This is a genomic window from Vibrio breoganii (assembly GCF_001677275.1).
In the GTDB taxonomy this organism is placed as follows: Bacteria; Pseudomonadota; Gammaproteobacteria; order Enterobacterales; family Vibrionaceae; genus Vibrio; species Vibrio breoganii.
The window spans coordinates 1763576-1779098 of the sequence record NZ_CP016177.1; the positions used below are offsets into that span (position 1 = coordinate 1763576).

General features: G+C 46.5%; 14 protein-coding genes. 6 read left to right on the top strand and 8 right to left on the bottom strand.

Going from position 1 to position 15523, the window contains the following annotated elements; all coding sequences use genetic code 11:
* Window positions 1–2 precede the first annotated feature (2 nt).
* Complete coding sequence (locus A6E01_RS08125) at window positions 3–836, top strand: NAD-dependent epimerase/dehydratase family protein (RefSeq protein WP_065210036.1); 834 nt, start codon at window positions 3–5, stop codon at window positions 834–836.
* A gap of 311 nt (window positions 837–1147) precedes the next feature.
* Here the strand turns inward: A6E01_RS08125 and mukB are convergent, their stop codons facing one another.
* Genes mukB through cmoM form a run of 4 tightly spaced genes read right to left on the bottom strand, consistent with a single transcriptional unit; the run spans window position 1148 to window position 8418 of the window.
* Window positions 1148–5602, bottom strand: a complete 4455-nt coding sequence (mukB, locus tag A6E01_RS08130) for a chromosome partition protein MukB (protein WP_065210037.1) — start codon at window positions 5600–5602, stop codon at window positions 1148–1150.
* On the bottom strand, window positions 5599–6291 hold the full coding sequence (gene mukE / locus A6E01_RS08135) for a chromosome partition protein MukE (RefSeq protein ID WP_017027656.1): 693 nt from the start codon (window positions 6289–6291) through the stop codon (window positions 5599–5601). Before mukE ends, mukB begins: the two co-directional genes overlap by 4 nt.
* On the bottom strand, window positions 6272–7624 hold the full coding sequence (mukF, locus tag A6E01_RS08140; RefSeq protein ID WP_026012632.1) for a chromosome partition protein MukF: 1353 nt from the start codon (window positions 7622–7624) through the stop codon (window positions 6272–6274). The genes mukE and mukF overlap by 20 nt, the downstream gene beginning before the upstream one ends.
* 8 nt (window positions 7625–7632) lie before the next feature.
* Window positions 7633–8418, bottom strand: coding sequence for a tRNA uridine 5-oxyacetic acid(34) methyltransferase CmoM (gene cmoM, locus A6E01_RS08145; protein ID WP_026026097.1), 786 nt, complete (start codon window positions 8416–8418; stop codon window positions 7633–7635).
* A 179-nt stretch (window positions 8419–8597) separates the two neighbouring features.
* On the opposite strand from cmoM, the gene elyC reads away from it, so the two are divergent.
* The 5 genes from elyC to A6E01_RS08170 all read left to right on the top strand — a co-directional run bounded on the left by elyC (window position 8598) and on the right by A6E01_RS08170 (window position 12932).
* Window positions 8598–9365, top strand: coding sequence for an envelope biogenesis factor ElyC (gene elyC / locus A6E01_RS08150; RefSeq protein ID WP_017027659.1), 768 nt, complete (start codon window positions 8598–8600; stop codon window positions 9363–9365).
* Window positions 9366–9453: 88 nt separating this feature from the next.
* Window positions 9454–10101 carry a molecular chaperone TorD gene (gene torD / locus A6E01_RS08155; RefSeq protein ID WP_017027660.1) on the top strand — a complete coding sequence of 216 codons (648 nt, stop codon included), beginning with the start codon at window positions 9454–9456 and terminating at the stop codon, window positions 10099–10101.
* Window positions 10102–10252: 151 nt separating this feature from the next.
* Entirely contained in the window at window positions 10253–11269 is a 1017-nt protein-coding gene (gene purR, locus A6E01_RS08160; protein WP_017027661.1) for an HTH-type transcriptional repressor PurR, read from the top strand.
* Window positions 11270–11918: 649 nt separating this feature from the next.
* Window positions 11919–12605, top strand: a complete 687-nt coding sequence (locus tag A6E01_RS08165; RefSeq protein WP_017027662.1) for a TVP38/TMEM64 family protein — start codon at window positions 11919–11921, stop codon at window positions 12603–12605.
* Window positions 12606–12617: 12 nt separating this feature from the next.
* A complete protein-coding gene (locus A6E01_RS08170; RefSeq protein ID WP_065210038.1) occupies window positions 12618–12932 on the top strand; it encodes a DUF7577 domain-containing protein in 315 nt (104 codons plus the stop codon).
* 30 nt (window positions 12933–12962) lie between these two features.
* Here A6E01_RS08170 and A6E01_RS08175 read toward each other — a convergent pair whose 3' ends face one another.
* The 4 genes from A6E01_RS08175 to A6E01_RS08190 all read right to left on the bottom strand — a co-directional run bounded on the left by A6E01_RS08175 (window position 12963) and on the right by A6E01_RS08190 (window position 15522).
* Window positions 12963–13787 carry an alpha/beta fold hydrolase gene (locus A6E01_RS08175; RefSeq protein ID WP_017030400.1) on the bottom strand — a complete coding sequence of 275 codons (825 nt, stop codon included), beginning with the start codon at window positions 13785–13787 and terminating at the stop codon, window positions 12963–12965.
* A 115-nt stretch (window positions 13788–13902) separates the two neighbouring features.
* Window positions 13903–14439, bottom strand: a complete 537-nt coding sequence (locus A6E01_RS08180) for a DUF3833 domain-containing protein (RefSeq protein WP_017027665.1) — start codon at window positions 14437–14439, stop codon at window positions 13903–13905.
* Window positions 14436–15008: a chalcone isomerase family protein gene (locus A6E01_RS08185; RefSeq protein WP_017027666.1), complete on the bottom strand. Its 573-nt coding sequence runs from the start codon at window positions 15006–15008 to the stop codon at window positions 14436–14438. The genes A6E01_RS08180 and A6E01_RS08185 overlap by 4 nt, the downstream gene beginning before the upstream one ends.
* Entirely contained in the window at window positions 14989–15522 is a 534-nt protein-coding gene (locus A6E01_RS08190; RefSeq protein ID WP_237334464.1) for a DUF2878 domain-containing protein, read from the bottom strand. Before A6E01_RS08190 ends, A6E01_RS08185 begins: the two co-directional genes overlap by 20 nt.
* Between the last annotated feature and the right edge of the window lies 1 nt (window position 15523).

Below are 15523 nucleotides of genomic sequence, written 5' to 3' on the forward strand. Positions count from 1 at the left end.
ATATGACTGCAGTCTTAATTATAGGCGCAGGTTGGCTTGGCCGCCCATTAGCCAAACAACTTAGCGCCTCAAACCACGCCGTTCACGTGACAAATTCGAGTCATGAAAGCACAGAAGAAAGCCTTGAACTCGGTTTATCTGCTCACCAATTACAACTTCCCCTACCCTCCATACAATCCCTCGCATCACTCATTGAGCAATTGAAAATAGAGGTGGTTATTGGGTGTATTACCCCTGGTTTTAGGCGCAGTGCAACTCCCAATTGGGACAGTTATGCCAATAACTGGCAGCAAATCTGTGAAGCAGCAAAACAAGGTGGCGCCCGCAAAGTCATCATGATTAGCTCTACCGCGGTTTACCCGTCTGTATCGAAAGATATGAAAGAGGAAGATGCGAGCCTAGAGTTAGCCCTTGGTAATAATGATTTTTCCGACAAAAGCCTCGCCCTGTTGCAAGCCGAGCAAAGAGTCATAGACAGTGAAATGGATCATGTGGTGATCCGTTGCAGTGGATTAGTTGATGAGATTCGCCATCCCTCACGCTTTGCCACGCGATTACGTTCAGTGAGTCGCCATGCTCCTGCAAACATGCTGCATCGGGTGGATGCGGTTAGTGTGGTTGAGTTTGCGATGAATCATATTGGGCATGACATCATTAATGCCTCCACGCCCAACACCTGTGATAAAGCGCAGTTTTATCAGGCCGCCATTGAATCAAAGGGGCTTGATATTACCTTACCTGAAGTTGTGGATACGCCGGATAAGCGAATAGATAGCTCTAAATCGGTAGGTCTTGGGTATCAGTACCAGTATCAGCATACGTTGGATTTACTGTAGGTGATTTGAAGATCTATTAGGCTGGGCATTTTCTAAGATACTGGATAACCACGTTGTGGTTTCCAGTATGACGAGTTTTTACGCTTTGTTGAGATGAGTTGTTTCTAAGGTACTGGATAGCGACTGTGTGGCTTCCAGTATGACGGGTTTTTGCGCTTTGCTGAGATGGATTGTCTCTAAGGTACTGGATAGCCACAGTGTGGCTTCCAGTATGACGGTTGTTAGGCAGTGTGTATCCACTTAAACTAGCGTCATCCTGGAAAGTTCGCAGAACTTATTCAGGATCTTAGAACGCACATTCTCCGCAATAGCTAAACCACCTCAGCCTCATCAATAGGCTCAGAACCCACAGATTGCTGACCAAAGCCACGCAGGCCAACCACATGCACATGCTCGTGGTCTTTGAAGACCTTACGCACTAGCTTATAGGTCGTACCCTTCTCAGGACTGATGTTTTCAGGAGCGGCAATCAACAATTGCATATTCAAGCGATCACACAGCTCAAACAGGGTCGCAATGGATTTTGCATCAAGACGGGCTGCCTCATCCAAGAACAACAAGCGACAAGGAACAATATCCTTACTGCGTAAGCGGCGTGATTCTTCTTCCCAACTCTGAACCACCATCAACAAGATAGATTGACCAGTACCGATCGCCTCACCGGTAGACAGTGCGCCAGACTCGGCCTGTAGCCAACCCTCTGAACCACGGTTTACCTCAACACCCATTTCTAGGTAGTTACGGTAATCCAGCAACTCTTCACCCATCACCTGCGGCGAGCGTTGTCCCATGTCGATGTGAGGATTCACACGTTGGAATAACTTAGCCATGGCTTCGGAGAAGGTCAGTCTAGAGTTATCAAATAATTGCTGATGCGTCTTGTCTGGACAAGCCAAGCTATCCAACAAGATTTGATGGCTCTCACGGATCTGCACATTCAATCGCACACCCTTAACCTGGCCAAAGTGAATGTTGGACAAGCCTTGGTTCAAGATACGAATACGGTTTTGCTCACGCTGTATGGTTTTCTTGATAATGCTCGATACCGACTCTGAACTGATTGCCAAGCGGTGTTCACGCTGATTCAGCTCTTCAGTCAAACGGGCAAGCTCTACCTCCATCTCTTCGATAGCTTCTACAGGATCATCAGTGTGTATGATGTCCTGACGAATACGCTCTCTTAGGTATTGGTAGACCGCGATGTAGAACAGCACCTTGCGCTCAGGGTAAGCAGTATCTTCCGATGCACGCAGTGAATCACGCAAATCATCTTCATTGGCGACAGCCAAGCGAAGCGCACCCAAAGACTTATCCGACATAGAGCGAAGCTCGCCCTCCGAAAGATACGCCAGTTCACGCTTGTGCAGTCTACGTTCTACATCATGCTCTCTTGCAAGCTTAAGCACTGAACACCAGCCAGCTTTTGCCGTGACAACAAAGGTACGCAGCTCTGAGTACTCTTTCTGTTGCTTCTTAAGCGCTTTGGTAGAAGTACGAAGCTCCATCTCAGTGGCTGTCAGTGTTTTTTGCATCTGCGCTTGAGCGATGCGAGAGGTTTCAATGCGTTGATGTAGGCTTTCTTTGCGCGTTTGTGCACGCTCTAGAATGCCGTCATCCAGCGTAATGCCCGCATCCGTCAACTCTTGGCGGAACTCTTGAACGGTTTCTGATTTCGCCTGGTGCGAGCTCTTCAGTGTTGCCAGTAGCTGATTGTACTGCTGGAACTGTTGCTGAGCTTGTTTGAAGCCTTCACGAGCGCGATCTTTCTCTTGCTCTGCAGTCGCAAGTTTGAGCTTCAGCTGCTCGCTTAGCTCACTGCTTTTATCAAGAAGCTTCACTGAATCTGCATAAGCAAAGTGCGCTTTGCGCCCTAATACATTCGACAGTGCAAAGGTCTTTTGCTTGTTGAGCTGCAATGCTTGGTCTAAAGCTTCATATTCTGCCTGAATAGCATCAAACTGCTCAGGATCCGCCTCAAGCGAACTAGCAATCGGCTCAAGCTTTTGTAGCGTCTGACCGAACTGGTCTAGATAGCGCTTGCTCTCAGACAATAGTTCTAGTTTTTGCTCAACTTCTTCTAAACGCTCGCTCAAAGACTCGTCTTCAAGCAAGTGCAGAGACGGCGCAATCTTATCCAGCGCTGACAACGCCTTCTTCGCTTTCGCTAATGCCGCTTTGTGCTCCGCTTCTGCAGATTGCAGCACTGATAGTTTTTCGATTAGAGCACTGCGCTGGCTACGCAATGTACTAATGCTTTGCTCTGGATCGTTCTCGAATGCCACTTGAGCGTGGTGTGCCACAAAGTCATTGTACGCTTGGTACAGACGCTGTGCTTTTTGCGCATCAAAAGAGGCTTTCGCATAGTCTTCGATTAATTGGTCGCGCTCTTCACGAAGTGTCTCTAAACGAGATTCACGTGCCGCTCGGCCAAACAGAGGCACTTTAGGGAAGCGTGAGAAACGCAGCTGCTGTTCGCTCACTTGAACACACACTGCACCTTCAAACTCTTCCACCTCAAACTGACTATCATCGAAGGCATCGACATCACCCTCTAGGATATACACGTCATCAGGGCAGTCATCAAACTCCACTAGACGCTCTTTCACACCGCTCATGTCCGACACCACGATAGCGTGACGAGCCGGACCATACATGGCGCTAAAGTACGGAGCATCTTCTAGGGTGATGTCGTCATAGATTTCAGAAAGAAGCACACCGCCTACGCTGTCGGCTAGAGCCTTAAGGCGAGCGTCATTGGCACCGCCTGGTGCGCCTAATGCTTCAATCTCTTTCTCAACTTGAGTGCGGCGAATCGCCAGCGCATCCTTACTTGATAGTAAGGCTTTCTCAGATTCCAATACTGACTGCATTGACGCCATCACAGACTGTGCACTGTTCAGCTCAGCATCGGTTTGGTCACTTAGCTGAGTGAGTGCATCGCTCGCCTTGATCCAGCGAGGCGCTATGGATTCAAAGCGTTGGATCTCAGAATTGATTTGCTGTTCATTACGGCGCATCTCTATCAGGTTTTCACGACCCGATTCAATGCTCATCTCTGAGGTCTCAATAGCCCCAGATTGGCGCTCGTATTCCACTTCAAGGTCGGCTTCATCAACCAGCAAGGAGGCGAATTGCTGCTGATATTCACTCACCAATGCGCGAGCGGCTTGCTGCTTCGCGACGGCTTTGGTCAAGTCTTGCTTTTGTGACTGCCAGTGAGAAAGCTGCTGCACATCATTATTCGCGCTCACCGCTTTTGCCAATGCATTCTTCGCAAAGCTGGCAGCGTCACTGCGCTCGCAGTTGGCATCAAGGCGCTTAACCAACTCAAAGGCTTTATTAAACTGCTCAACGCCCGCTGAATTGATATCTAGCTTATGTTTTAGCGATAGGATCTGCTGCGTTTGTGCTTGCTGCTGTGCCGTTAGCTCTGCAATTAATGCCGGGATCTGCTCAACCGACTCAATGTCTAATTCACAAAGCGTGCGTGTTTCTTCAAGAGCTTTTATGGCTTGTTGATATTGCAATGCGCGTGTCTGCTGAATATCAAGGGCTTGTTGATAATCAGCAAGTTGAGACTTAAGGCTATCCACCTCTTGCTCTGTCAGTTCGCTTTGCTCTTCGGCGGTGATAAGGGCTTCTTGAGCCTCTTCCACGACCATGATTTGCTCTTCAAGACGCTCACTAAGCTCAATCAAGTCTTCTTCATAGCGCGCTATTTTTTGCTGTTGCTGAAGGGCGTTTTGAACCAGTTGCAGGTAATCAATAGCCGACTGATGGTCTTGCTCTAATGCTGAGTGCTCTTCTAGCACTGCCTCAAGTTGCTGTTGAGTGCTATTCAGTAGCGCATTGTTATCAATGATCTGCTGACGGTTGCTAAACAGTTCCGAGCGTAAACCTAAAGTGGCTTCTAGCTTTGAACGACGCTGATTGGCATGGCGCATGTAATCTGCTGCCACGTAGTTGGTCGACTCAGTGAGTAGATGCTTAAACAGGTCACGATCCGCTTGAGTGTTTTTGATCGCTTCAAGGGTGATGCGGTTTTCACGCAGCGCCGATTCCATATCTTGGAATGCTTTCTTAACGCCGCCATTTTGTGGCAATAAGTAGTCACGCAAAGAGCGGGTAATGGTGCTTGAGATACCACCGTATAGTGATGCTTCAATTAAACGATAGAACTTCGAACGGTCGCTGGAGTTACGCAGTTTCTTTGGCACAACGCCAAAATCAAACATCTGCGCATGGTAGTCAGTAATAGAGTTGAAGGCCTTAAATTGAGCACCCTCTATTTGAGCGACACGCTCTTTCACCTCATTTAACTGACACACCTTTGCCTGAGTCTCATTGACTGTCTCGATAAACAGCTGTGCTGCTTTAATTGAGCTTGGCAGTCCTTGAATCACAAATGGCTTGATATCCACTTTCTTGTCACGGCCCGCTATCTGCTGCAACTTAACTGCAAATACCAGGCGCTGATTACGAGAGTTGACAACCTCTAGAGCGGAGTAACACACACCCGGCTGCAACTTACCGTATAAGCCTTTGTCTCGAGAGGCTTGCGAGCTGCCCGCTTCCGTGGTGTTTCTAAAGTGCAGCAGGCTTTGATCTGGGATCAAGGTGGTAATAAACGCCGCCATAGTGGTGGACTTACCCGCACCGTTACCGCCAGAAAGTGTGGTCACAAGACCATCGATGTCAAAGGTACGCGCAAAGAAGCCGTTCCAGTTCACCATCGTCAGTGATTGATATTTTCCTCTTTCAATCATGCTTGTTCCTCACTCTCAGACTCATCTAGCAGGGTTCCTTGCTGTACTTCTTCTGAAGGTACGGCCTCACCATCTCTAATTAAACGCATTTGTGCTTGCTGAACATCGTCACCAACACGAACATCAGCGCCAAAGCGGAATACCGCTTCACTGATGCGGAATTTATCACCCTCGCCAATCGGCAGAAGCATCCCAAGACGCTTCAAACGACGCAGTGACGTACGAACCTTGTCGTACAGCTTTTCTTTATCCAGATCGGTACCTGTTGCCTTGTTGGTCACAAACTTCATGAGTGTCTTGTGATCGGCAATAGACAGCAGTTCTTCGAACATCTCTTGGTTGCTAAAGATGCCTTCTTGAGCCAAGCGCTCAGGACTTAGGTATAAGAAACACAACACCTTGCCCACCAGCATATCCAATTCAGATAGCACGCTGCGGTTAATCAATGTTGTTGAGCGAGGACGCAAGTAGAAAAAGCCTTCTGGGGCGCGCACCAGTTCTGTGTTGTAGCGTTGATAGAACAGCATCAGATCCGTTTCGAAGTCGCACAAAAGCGCGTGGTTATCCATATCGTCTTGAGTAATGTGACGACCAGAGCGAAGCAGGCTATCCAATACAGGAAACAGCGGATTTGCAATCGCTCGTACCAGGTTCTCTGGCATATACATATCAGAATTTGTTGATGACATTTGCTTGTACCTTTGCACCATATTCGTTAATCGACTGCCAATCTGGCTGAATGGCCGCGTAGTCTTGTTCTGAGTAACCCAAGCGTACGGCTTGGTCGACTACCATTCGGGCCAAATCAAAATGGCTCGCTTGTGGGTGAGTGGCAAGATAGTTGCGCAGTACCTCACCGAGGTCGATTCTCGCTCCCTGGTTTTTATGATTTTTGAGCATACCTTTAACCTGCTCAGCTAACTCATTGGTTACCTGTAGCATCTCTTGGTACTCCACCTCTGGTGGCAATTCGCCTAACGCTTCATCGTTCTTAAGCACCATAGATTCATCTCTTAGGTCTCGTAAACGCTCAGCATCCGCAAAGGTCAGCAGCCATGCGTTCGCTCCAAAGTCTTGAATAGACTGGCGAAGTCGTTGGCTAAAGGCGCGGTTTTTATCCATATCGATAGCGGTACGAATAAATTTATGTACGTGGCGGTCATACCCAATCCATAGATCAATGGATTGCTGACCCCAACTAATAATTCGGTCAAGTTTGACCTGCAAGCTAAACAATACCGCATCGATATAGTCCAGCTCTTCATTGCCATACACAATTTGTTGCAGGGTCAATAGCTGAGACTGCAGCTCATCGCCAGCGGCCTGCAAGGATGATTGCAGCTCGGTTAAGGTATTTGAGGTTGCCGATAGTAAGTTCTCACATTGACTGATGGCCTCGCGCCAATCTTGATTCAACAGCTCGGCTATTTGCGTTTTTACTTGGCCTTGCTCTTCATCCATAACCCTTTGGTTAAGGTCAATCTGATCAAAGATTTCAGCTACCGAAAACTTAAGCGTGCCATAGATATCTCGGCGCCAGCCTTCGGAGCTCGGCTCTTCTTCTGCAATGGTGACGGCATTTGTGAGCTCTTTACCGGCTAAAGTCAGCTGAATGGATAACTTAAGCTTAGAAAATTGGCGATGCCTCAAGTAATACTCAGAAATACCCACAGCCAAAGGAGACAGACGATAGATACTGCTGCCTTCTTGTCCTTCGCTGGTAAATCGACTGAGTAGTCGTTGTGCCACCAAGCTGTTGATCGCGTTATTGGCCTTGAATGCTGCGTTGCCTGAGCTTTCAGTGCCATTAAATTCGCGCTGAACAATGGCAAATGCGTCGTGCAATTCGCCTTCACCCAACTCTTCATCAAAACGTTCTTGACTTAACAGGGCGATACCGACCAAAAAGCTCAAGTGCTCACTACTTAGATTAAGGGAGAAATCGTGTTGTTTAACCCACCCGACCAACTCATCTACTGTGACTTGGTCGCTTTGTTGCCCTTCTTGGGAGAGTTGACTCATCCAGTTCCCTACTGTTGTTCCTTCTGAACCCATACATGAATGTATCTTCCTAACGAAAGGTAGGGTTCAGTTCTGCATAATTGCTGTTCAAGTTGCATCAGATCTTCTTGACTGTAATCACCCACATACTGAGTAAATCCAATATAGTCATGAAAAGATCGGATTCCAGATTTACCACAAATGCGCAAATCGCACTGTTGTAGCCATTGGTACACGTCTTCTGGTAACAACCCTTTCTGAGGTTGCAACTTAAACCGTTTACGATGGGGCATTCCCTGCAATACATGAGGTATGTTGCCGCAAATTACGTTTTTCATCACCAATCCGTGGTGGTTATAAAACATAATCGAAGCCATGCCGCCTGGGGCTACATGACTCATTAATTTTTGAAGCGCTTGTTTAGGCTCTGCTAGCCATTCCATTACCGCATGAAACAGTATTAAATCCACTGGCTGTTCGAGATGTTGATCCAACTCTTGAACCGGCGCATGAATAAACTGATACTGCTCTAGCAAGCCCTTTTGCGCAATATCTTGCTTAGCTAACGAAAGCATTTCGTTAGACACATCACACAAAATAATGTTGTGGCCTTGCTGCGCCAACTTTTGTGACATTTGAGCTAACCCACCGCCCGCATCAAGTACGGTAAGGGGTTTCGAGTCGCCACCAATCTGGGTTATGATTTGCTGCAAATCTTCCCAGACGATAGTCTGACGTATATTGCCTTTGTCCGAGCCATAAATATTTTCGGCAAATTTGTGGGCAATATCGTCGAAATTACGATCTTGTGTCACTTTTAATTGAGGTATGATGTTATTTAAGAGTGTTTCGTATTGTGTCACAAGGACGTCAAGAATAAAGCGCTGTCGTTGATTTGACTCTTCGATCGACTAAAAAAACGACCAAATGCGGGGCATTTATTCCCGTGACACATTTTTTGCCCCACCTAACCTAGGAATTGGTTTATCCCAACATGTTTGAACTGAAAAAAATCATCACTGCTTTTCTTATGCCTCTGCCTGCAATGTTGCTACTTGGCTTCATAGGATTGGCACTCGTTATGTTTACCCGAAGGCATAAAGCTGGCTGTATTTTCATCTTTATCTCACTGATATCGATCTTTACTATTTCATTCCAGCCAGTCTCAACCTCTCTTCTTAAGCCTTTAGAACGAAAATACACCGCCTTTTTACCACCGTCAGAGAGCCTAGACTATGTCATGGTCCTTGGCAGTGGGCATGTGGTTGACGCTGAAATTCCTCCTACCTCAGAGTTAAGCCGAACGGCGTTGATGCGCCTAAGCGAAGGCATTCGTATTTTGCGTATGTACCCTGGATCGAAACTTATTTTGTCTGGATACGACGGAGGCTCAGAAATGAGCCAAGCGCGCATGATGGCAACGGTCGCTTTAGCATTGGGCGTAGCAAAATCTGACATCATTCTATTAGAGACCGCTCAAGATACCTGGGAAGAAGCAAGGCAAGCCGCAGGATTTGTGGGTCAAAAGAGCCTAGCCCTTGTGACTTCGGCTAGCCACATGCACCGAGCATTAGGAGAGTTCCATAGCGCAGGTCTTGAGCCGCTGCCTGCACCTACTAATTACCTGGCACAGTCGAATATCAATCAAGCCTGGGTCAAATACACCCCACAGGCTCGATATCTCGAGCAAACTGAGCGCTATTGGCATGAAACCATGGGAATTTGGTGGCAGAAGATACGAGATCTTGTCAGCTCCAATTAACTGATTCATAATTTAAGTTACTATTTAACACGAAAAGGCTATCTATACAGATAGCCTTTTCATTTGTGTCAAAGAAACGGATTTATCTATGCAAGAACTAAAACAGTTCAACGAACAACGCGCTGAAATCTACTGGTGGTTTTCAAGCCTGTTCTCTAAAGAACTGACAGAAGAAGACTTGAAGGCCTATCAATCTGCTGAAGTACGTGGATTTCTAGGTGGGCTGGCCGAAAATGAAGAACTGGTTAAGTCTGTAGAACGCGTTGTAGACGCGCTCAACCGCCTTCAAGATAGAGAAGATGCTCAGCTGGAACTCGCTGCAGATTTTTGTGACTTATTCTTAACGTCAGACAAGTATGCTGCACTGCCTTACGCCTCTATCTATCTGGATGACAGTAAACTGCTCAATGGCAAGCCTGCTCAAGCTATGGCGCAGCTAATGCTGGATAAAGGCATTGAAGTGGATAAGAACTTCAACGAACCTGCCGATCATCTCGCCTTAGAATTGGACTTCCTTGGTAACCTGATTATTCGCTCCAATGAGCTAGAGCAAGAGTCTCACCTTGAGCAAGCACTAGCTGAACAAAAGGTGTTAATAGAAGAGCATATCCTTTCTTGGATACCGCAATTTTCTGAAAACTGCACTCAATATGATGAGTTTGGTTTTTATTCTTCCGTCGCCGAATTGCTCGTTAACTTCTGTGAATTAGATTGCCGCTATCTGGGCAATGAGTAATAGATTCACATTATGGCCATAAATGCATTGTCAGCACTTGCATTTATGGCTAGACTGCCCGGCGCAATCGTTTGCAGTATAGGCCAAGAGTGCTAACCTCTTCCTAACATTCCATTTTCAATAACCCTCGGTTTTATTTACAAGGTATAGCATGGCAACCATTAAAGACGTCGCAAAGCTAGCTGGTGTGTCCACTACCACTGTTTCCCACGTGATTAACAAAACTCGTTTTGTTGCAGAAGCAACGCAAGAACGTGTGATGGACGCAGTAAAAGAGCTTAACTATGCACCAAGTGCTGTAGCTCGTAGTCTTAAATGTAACACCACTCGCACCATTGGTATGTTGGTAACTCAGTCGACGAACCCATTCTTTGCAGAAGTGGTCGACGGCGTAGAAAGCTACTGCTACCGCCAAGGCTATACCCTTATCCTATGTAACACTGGTGGGTTATATGAGAAGCAGCGTGACTACATCCGCATGCTTGCAGAGAAGCGTGTCGACGGTATTTTGGTTATGTGTTCAGACCTGACTGAAGAGCTGCGTGGCATGTTAGATTCTCACCCTGGTATTCCGAAAGTAGTTATGGACTGGGGTCCTGAGTCTTCATCTGCAGATAAGATCATCGATAACTCAGAAGAAGGTGGCTATCTAGCGACTAAATACCTTGTTGAAAATGGTCATAAGCGAATTGCTTGCCTAACAGGTCAAGCTGAAAAACTGGCGTGCATCGAGCGTATTTCCGGTTATAAGCGTGCTCTAAAAGAAGCGAACATCGATTTTGACGAGAAACGTATTTTCGAAGGCAACTTCGAGTGTGATACAGCCGTTGAAACTGCCGACAAGCTGTTTGCTATTCCAGAAGAGCAGCGCCCTACTGCTGTGTTCTGTTTTAACGACATCATGGCACTAGGCTTGATCAGTCGCCTAAGACAGCATGGTCTATTGGTTCCTGAAGATATTTCGATCATTGGATACGATAATATCGACCTTGCAGCCTACTTTGCACCTCCACTGACTACGGTTCACCAACCTAAGCGTCGTGTGGGCAAGACTGCATTTGAGATCCTTCTTGAGCGTATCAAGGATAAAGATCACGACCGCCGTGTCTTTGAGATGCACCCAGAGCTGATTGAACGCGCGAGTGTGCGTAATCTTAATGCTGGATAAGTTGTAGAATATTTAAGAACGGCAGCCCTAGGGCTGCCGTTTTTGTTTGCTAAGTTAAATCCTTACCAATAACAAAAGTCATCCTTGAACTTCCAAACCCGTCACCCTCGAGTGCTTCTATCGAGAGTCTACTACCTCCGGAACTCTTCAGGTTCCCGATAAAAGCATTCGGGAACGACGAGCCGGGTTTGAGGTTGTATTTTTACTCTGTAATTTGAGTCAGCTCAGTATTAAACTGCTCGCCCAAAGCCCCAAAACACGTCACCCTCGAGCGCTTCTATCGAGGGTCTACTACATCGGTAGTTCTTCAGGTTCCCGATAAAAGCGCTCGGGAACGACGGTGTGTTTTGGATGGTGCGTTTGTACTGTCATTTGAGTCCGCTCAGTATCAAAACAAAGCACTCAGAACCCCCAAACACGTCACCCTCGAGTGCTTCTATCGAGGGTCTGCTTCCTCGCATCTAGTCAGGTTCCTAATAAAAGCACTCGGGAACGACGGGAAGATCGATGGTCAAATTCACTCGCGAGCAACGAGCATGCGCACACGACTTAATACAAGCACCACCTTCTCACCTTAAAATAATTAATTTGAAAGTTTTTTATTGCTCGTCGTGTCTCTATACTTACTCAGGATGATAAGGGCAGAATCATGAATAAGAAATTGATAATCGGGCTAATTTTAGTGGTTGCTATCGTGTTACTCGGTGCGAATTTTGGTCAGTATCTGACCCTAGAAAATGCCAAAGCACAGCAACTGGCACTGAACGCTCAAATCGAAGAAAACTTCGTGCTTTCTGCTGCTCTGTATTTTATTGGTTATGTGTTCATTACCGCCTTTTCTATTCCTGGCGCTGCCGTGGTGACGCTGTTAGGTGCCGCCCTGTTTGGCTTTTGGAGTAGCTTATTGTTGGTATCTTTTGCTAGCACCATTGGCGCTACCTTGGCGTTTTTGAGTAGTCGTTACTTACTGCGCGATTGGGTTCAAGCGAAGTTTGGCTCGAAATTAGAGACCATCAACAAAGGGGTCGAAAAAGACGGTGCGTTCTATCTATTCTCTTTGCGTCTTATCCCTGTGTTCCCATTCTTCTTGATCAACTTGCTTATGGGACTCACTCCCATTTCTATCGCTAAGTTTTATGTATTCAGCCAGTTAGGCATGCTTGCAGGGACTATGGTGTATCTGAATGCGGGTACACAATTAGCAGAGATAGATAGCTTGTCAGGCATCGTTTCACCAACCGTATTGGCTTCGTTTGCACTGCTAGGACTGTTCCCGCTGATTGCTAAATGGGTAATGGGCAAAATCCGTCCGCAGAACGGCTCAAGCACGGCATAACTGAGGATCACAATGAAACTATTTGTCGCGCAAAATCCCCCACAAGCTCACATACTTTGTGAGCTTTTGCATAGTCACAACATTCAGGTTGAAGTGCGTGGTGAGGGTATGTTTGGCCTGCAGGGCGAGCTTCCAATGGACGATTCTAGCCTGCCCTATCTTTGGCTAATTGACCATCATAAGCAAGAACAAGCGAAAGAAGTGATTGCCGAGTTTGAGCGTAAGGGAAGTCATTCAAAAAATAGCGAGTGGCGCTGCGCTGAATGTGGAGAAGTCAACGAAGGGCAATTTGCCTTGTGTTGGCAGTGTGGCAGTTCTATGAGTTAGCTAGGTAATAACTAACTCAAATCAACACACCTATGCTGGTTTGGTGTTAACCATAGATTGGATAAAGGCAATAGACTTCTGATTGAACTCTTGAGGACGCTCCACATTACACACATGGCCGCAGTCCTCAATCTCAACCAATTGGCTGTTTTGATGAACAGACACCATCTCTTTAACTGGCTTAATGAACATGTAGTCCTTATCGCCCATCAAATAGAGTGTTGGAATATCGAGTTCTTTGTCTTTGAAATAGCGCATAACCGGATTAACGTCAGCCGCTAGCTTAAACCAACGTTTAAACTCTTTTTGGCATAACTTTCTCGCTTCACGAACGAACATTAAACGAGACTCAACCTGACCTTTCTGTGGCATCACGATCCAGGCAAACAGGCTATATAGCCACATATAAGGGATGATGTTCTTAAACAAGCCCCCTAGTTTTACCAAAATCTGTGAACGAGTATCAAAGCGTGTTACCGCGCCCCCCAACACCATAGACTTAACGCGTTCTGACGCCATCTCCGCCAAGGTACGCACAATAATGGTCCCGAGTGACATACCAACAAAGTGTGCTGACTTAATTTTCAAATGATCCAAGACATTCACAATGTCTTTAGTCACGGTCTCGAAGGTGTAGCGTTTGCTAATGATGTCTTGAAATAGGGTATTGGATTTGCCATGACCACGAAGGTCAATAAGCAGAATGTTGAAGTGCTCTTTGTAGGCTTTGATTTGCTTAAACCAAATAGAAGAACTGCCACCTGCGCCATGCACAAACACCACCCATTCCTTAGAGTCAGGATGATGGTAAGTTTTATGAAATAAGAGTGGGTTAGATTCAGCTATTGCAGTCATTAATCACTTTGTAAATAAAGCCTATAGTGGCTCAATAGTATCATAATCAGTCGCAACACTGGCGCATCAGCCGGTGCAATTTGTAACAAACGGTGATCTGCTGCACAAGTTAGGCCTAATCATTACGTTGGAAAAAGAGCGTTAACGTGCCGAACTCAATACCGAATTTCCTGATGGAAGTTAAATTAAACAGATGCTTCTCGTCTTGGCGGTAAAGCCAATCATCAAAACCCACCACAACCGTTGAGTCACCGCGAGGCAGCTCAAAATCATAGGTCCAGCGAAGCGCATTACCCACCTCTTCACCGCTGGCAACGCCTATGATGTCGTCAGCCCTGCCCTCGTAGGTTCCATCCTCTAGACGAGTAATGACCCAAATACGTGTCGATTCTTCACCATCATCAAACACAAAATCCTCGTTCAGGGTTAGCACGTTTCCCTCAACGCTTCCGTTCAAATCAACTTCAAAACGACGGGTTTGCTTGCCACTGCGGTCTTGCACCATTCCCCAGGCAGTAACGCTGCCTTCAAAGTAGCCAAACAGATCGAATTTAGGGCCATCCTGTTGGTAATCACTAAGGTCAGCGCTACAGCCCATGACATGAAGAACGCCTATAAGTGCTAAAAACGCTTTAACCTTTCGAGAGATCATCGTTGATTCATCCCTATCAGTTGCTGACGATGCTTAGGATATTCGGTATTTGGAGAAAGCCAGATAGCAAGAAAGGCATCATTTAAAGCCTCATTGGTAATGGTGCCGCGAAGCTGAGTGGCACCGTCTTGCGTAATGTACAGAAACGAACCTGTTTGCCCGTCTGTGATATACACCAGTTGTTCTCCTGTAGCTACATCTGGATAGATAGCATCTAGCCTCTCGGTCCATTGTTCAGAATCCGTCGGAGAGTAGCCAAGATGAAGCCATTGTTTCTTGGTTTCTTTAAGAAGATGCTTCTTGGAAATGTTTCGCTCGTAGGTGATAGCCAACGCAATAGGGTGAGGCGTGATGTCATTGTCTACAGTATAAACACCGTCTGGTGCTCGAAGCTCCGAGGTATACACATCAAAGAACATAAAGTTAAGATCAGCTGAGCCCACCGTCGGCCAATGAGTCCATCCATTAACTACGTCGATGTTGTTGGAATTGTCTTGTACCTCTGAGGCTACTGCTCCAAATGACGTTAAGCTGACTAGCAACAAGGCTTTAAGTGTGATGAGTCTCATGATGGTTATGTCCCTTTCCTCGTTTATCCAACGCTTTAAGGGAGTAGATGATCAGTGCAAAAAGTAAGAACCATTCTATGGTCAGAACAACGAAAGTCAGTCCGTCAGAATATGGCCATTGCACCGCACCTAGTTTCAACCCTGCAAAATAACTGCCGGCTGCTCCGAGCGCTCCTACCATACTTACGATAGAGAGAGGGAAACGGGTCAAAACTGTTTTCATTTGGTAGGCATACCATATAAAAATCACCCACAACAACATCAGCCAGGCTGGAATCCATGCCTGTGGAAACAAGAACAAGCCGATAAGGCCATGAAAGGTATCCAAGATGATGCCGGATATAACAAACGCCGATAACCAAGCAAGGTTGATCTCTTGTTTCTTCACCGAATAAACAAGCGTTGCTCCCACAGTAAGGAGCAATAGAAAAAAGGTGTTCTCTCTGCCAATGACAGCAAGGAACCACAGGCTTTGAAACCATATGGATTTAACCAGAAGCCCCTTATCCATCATC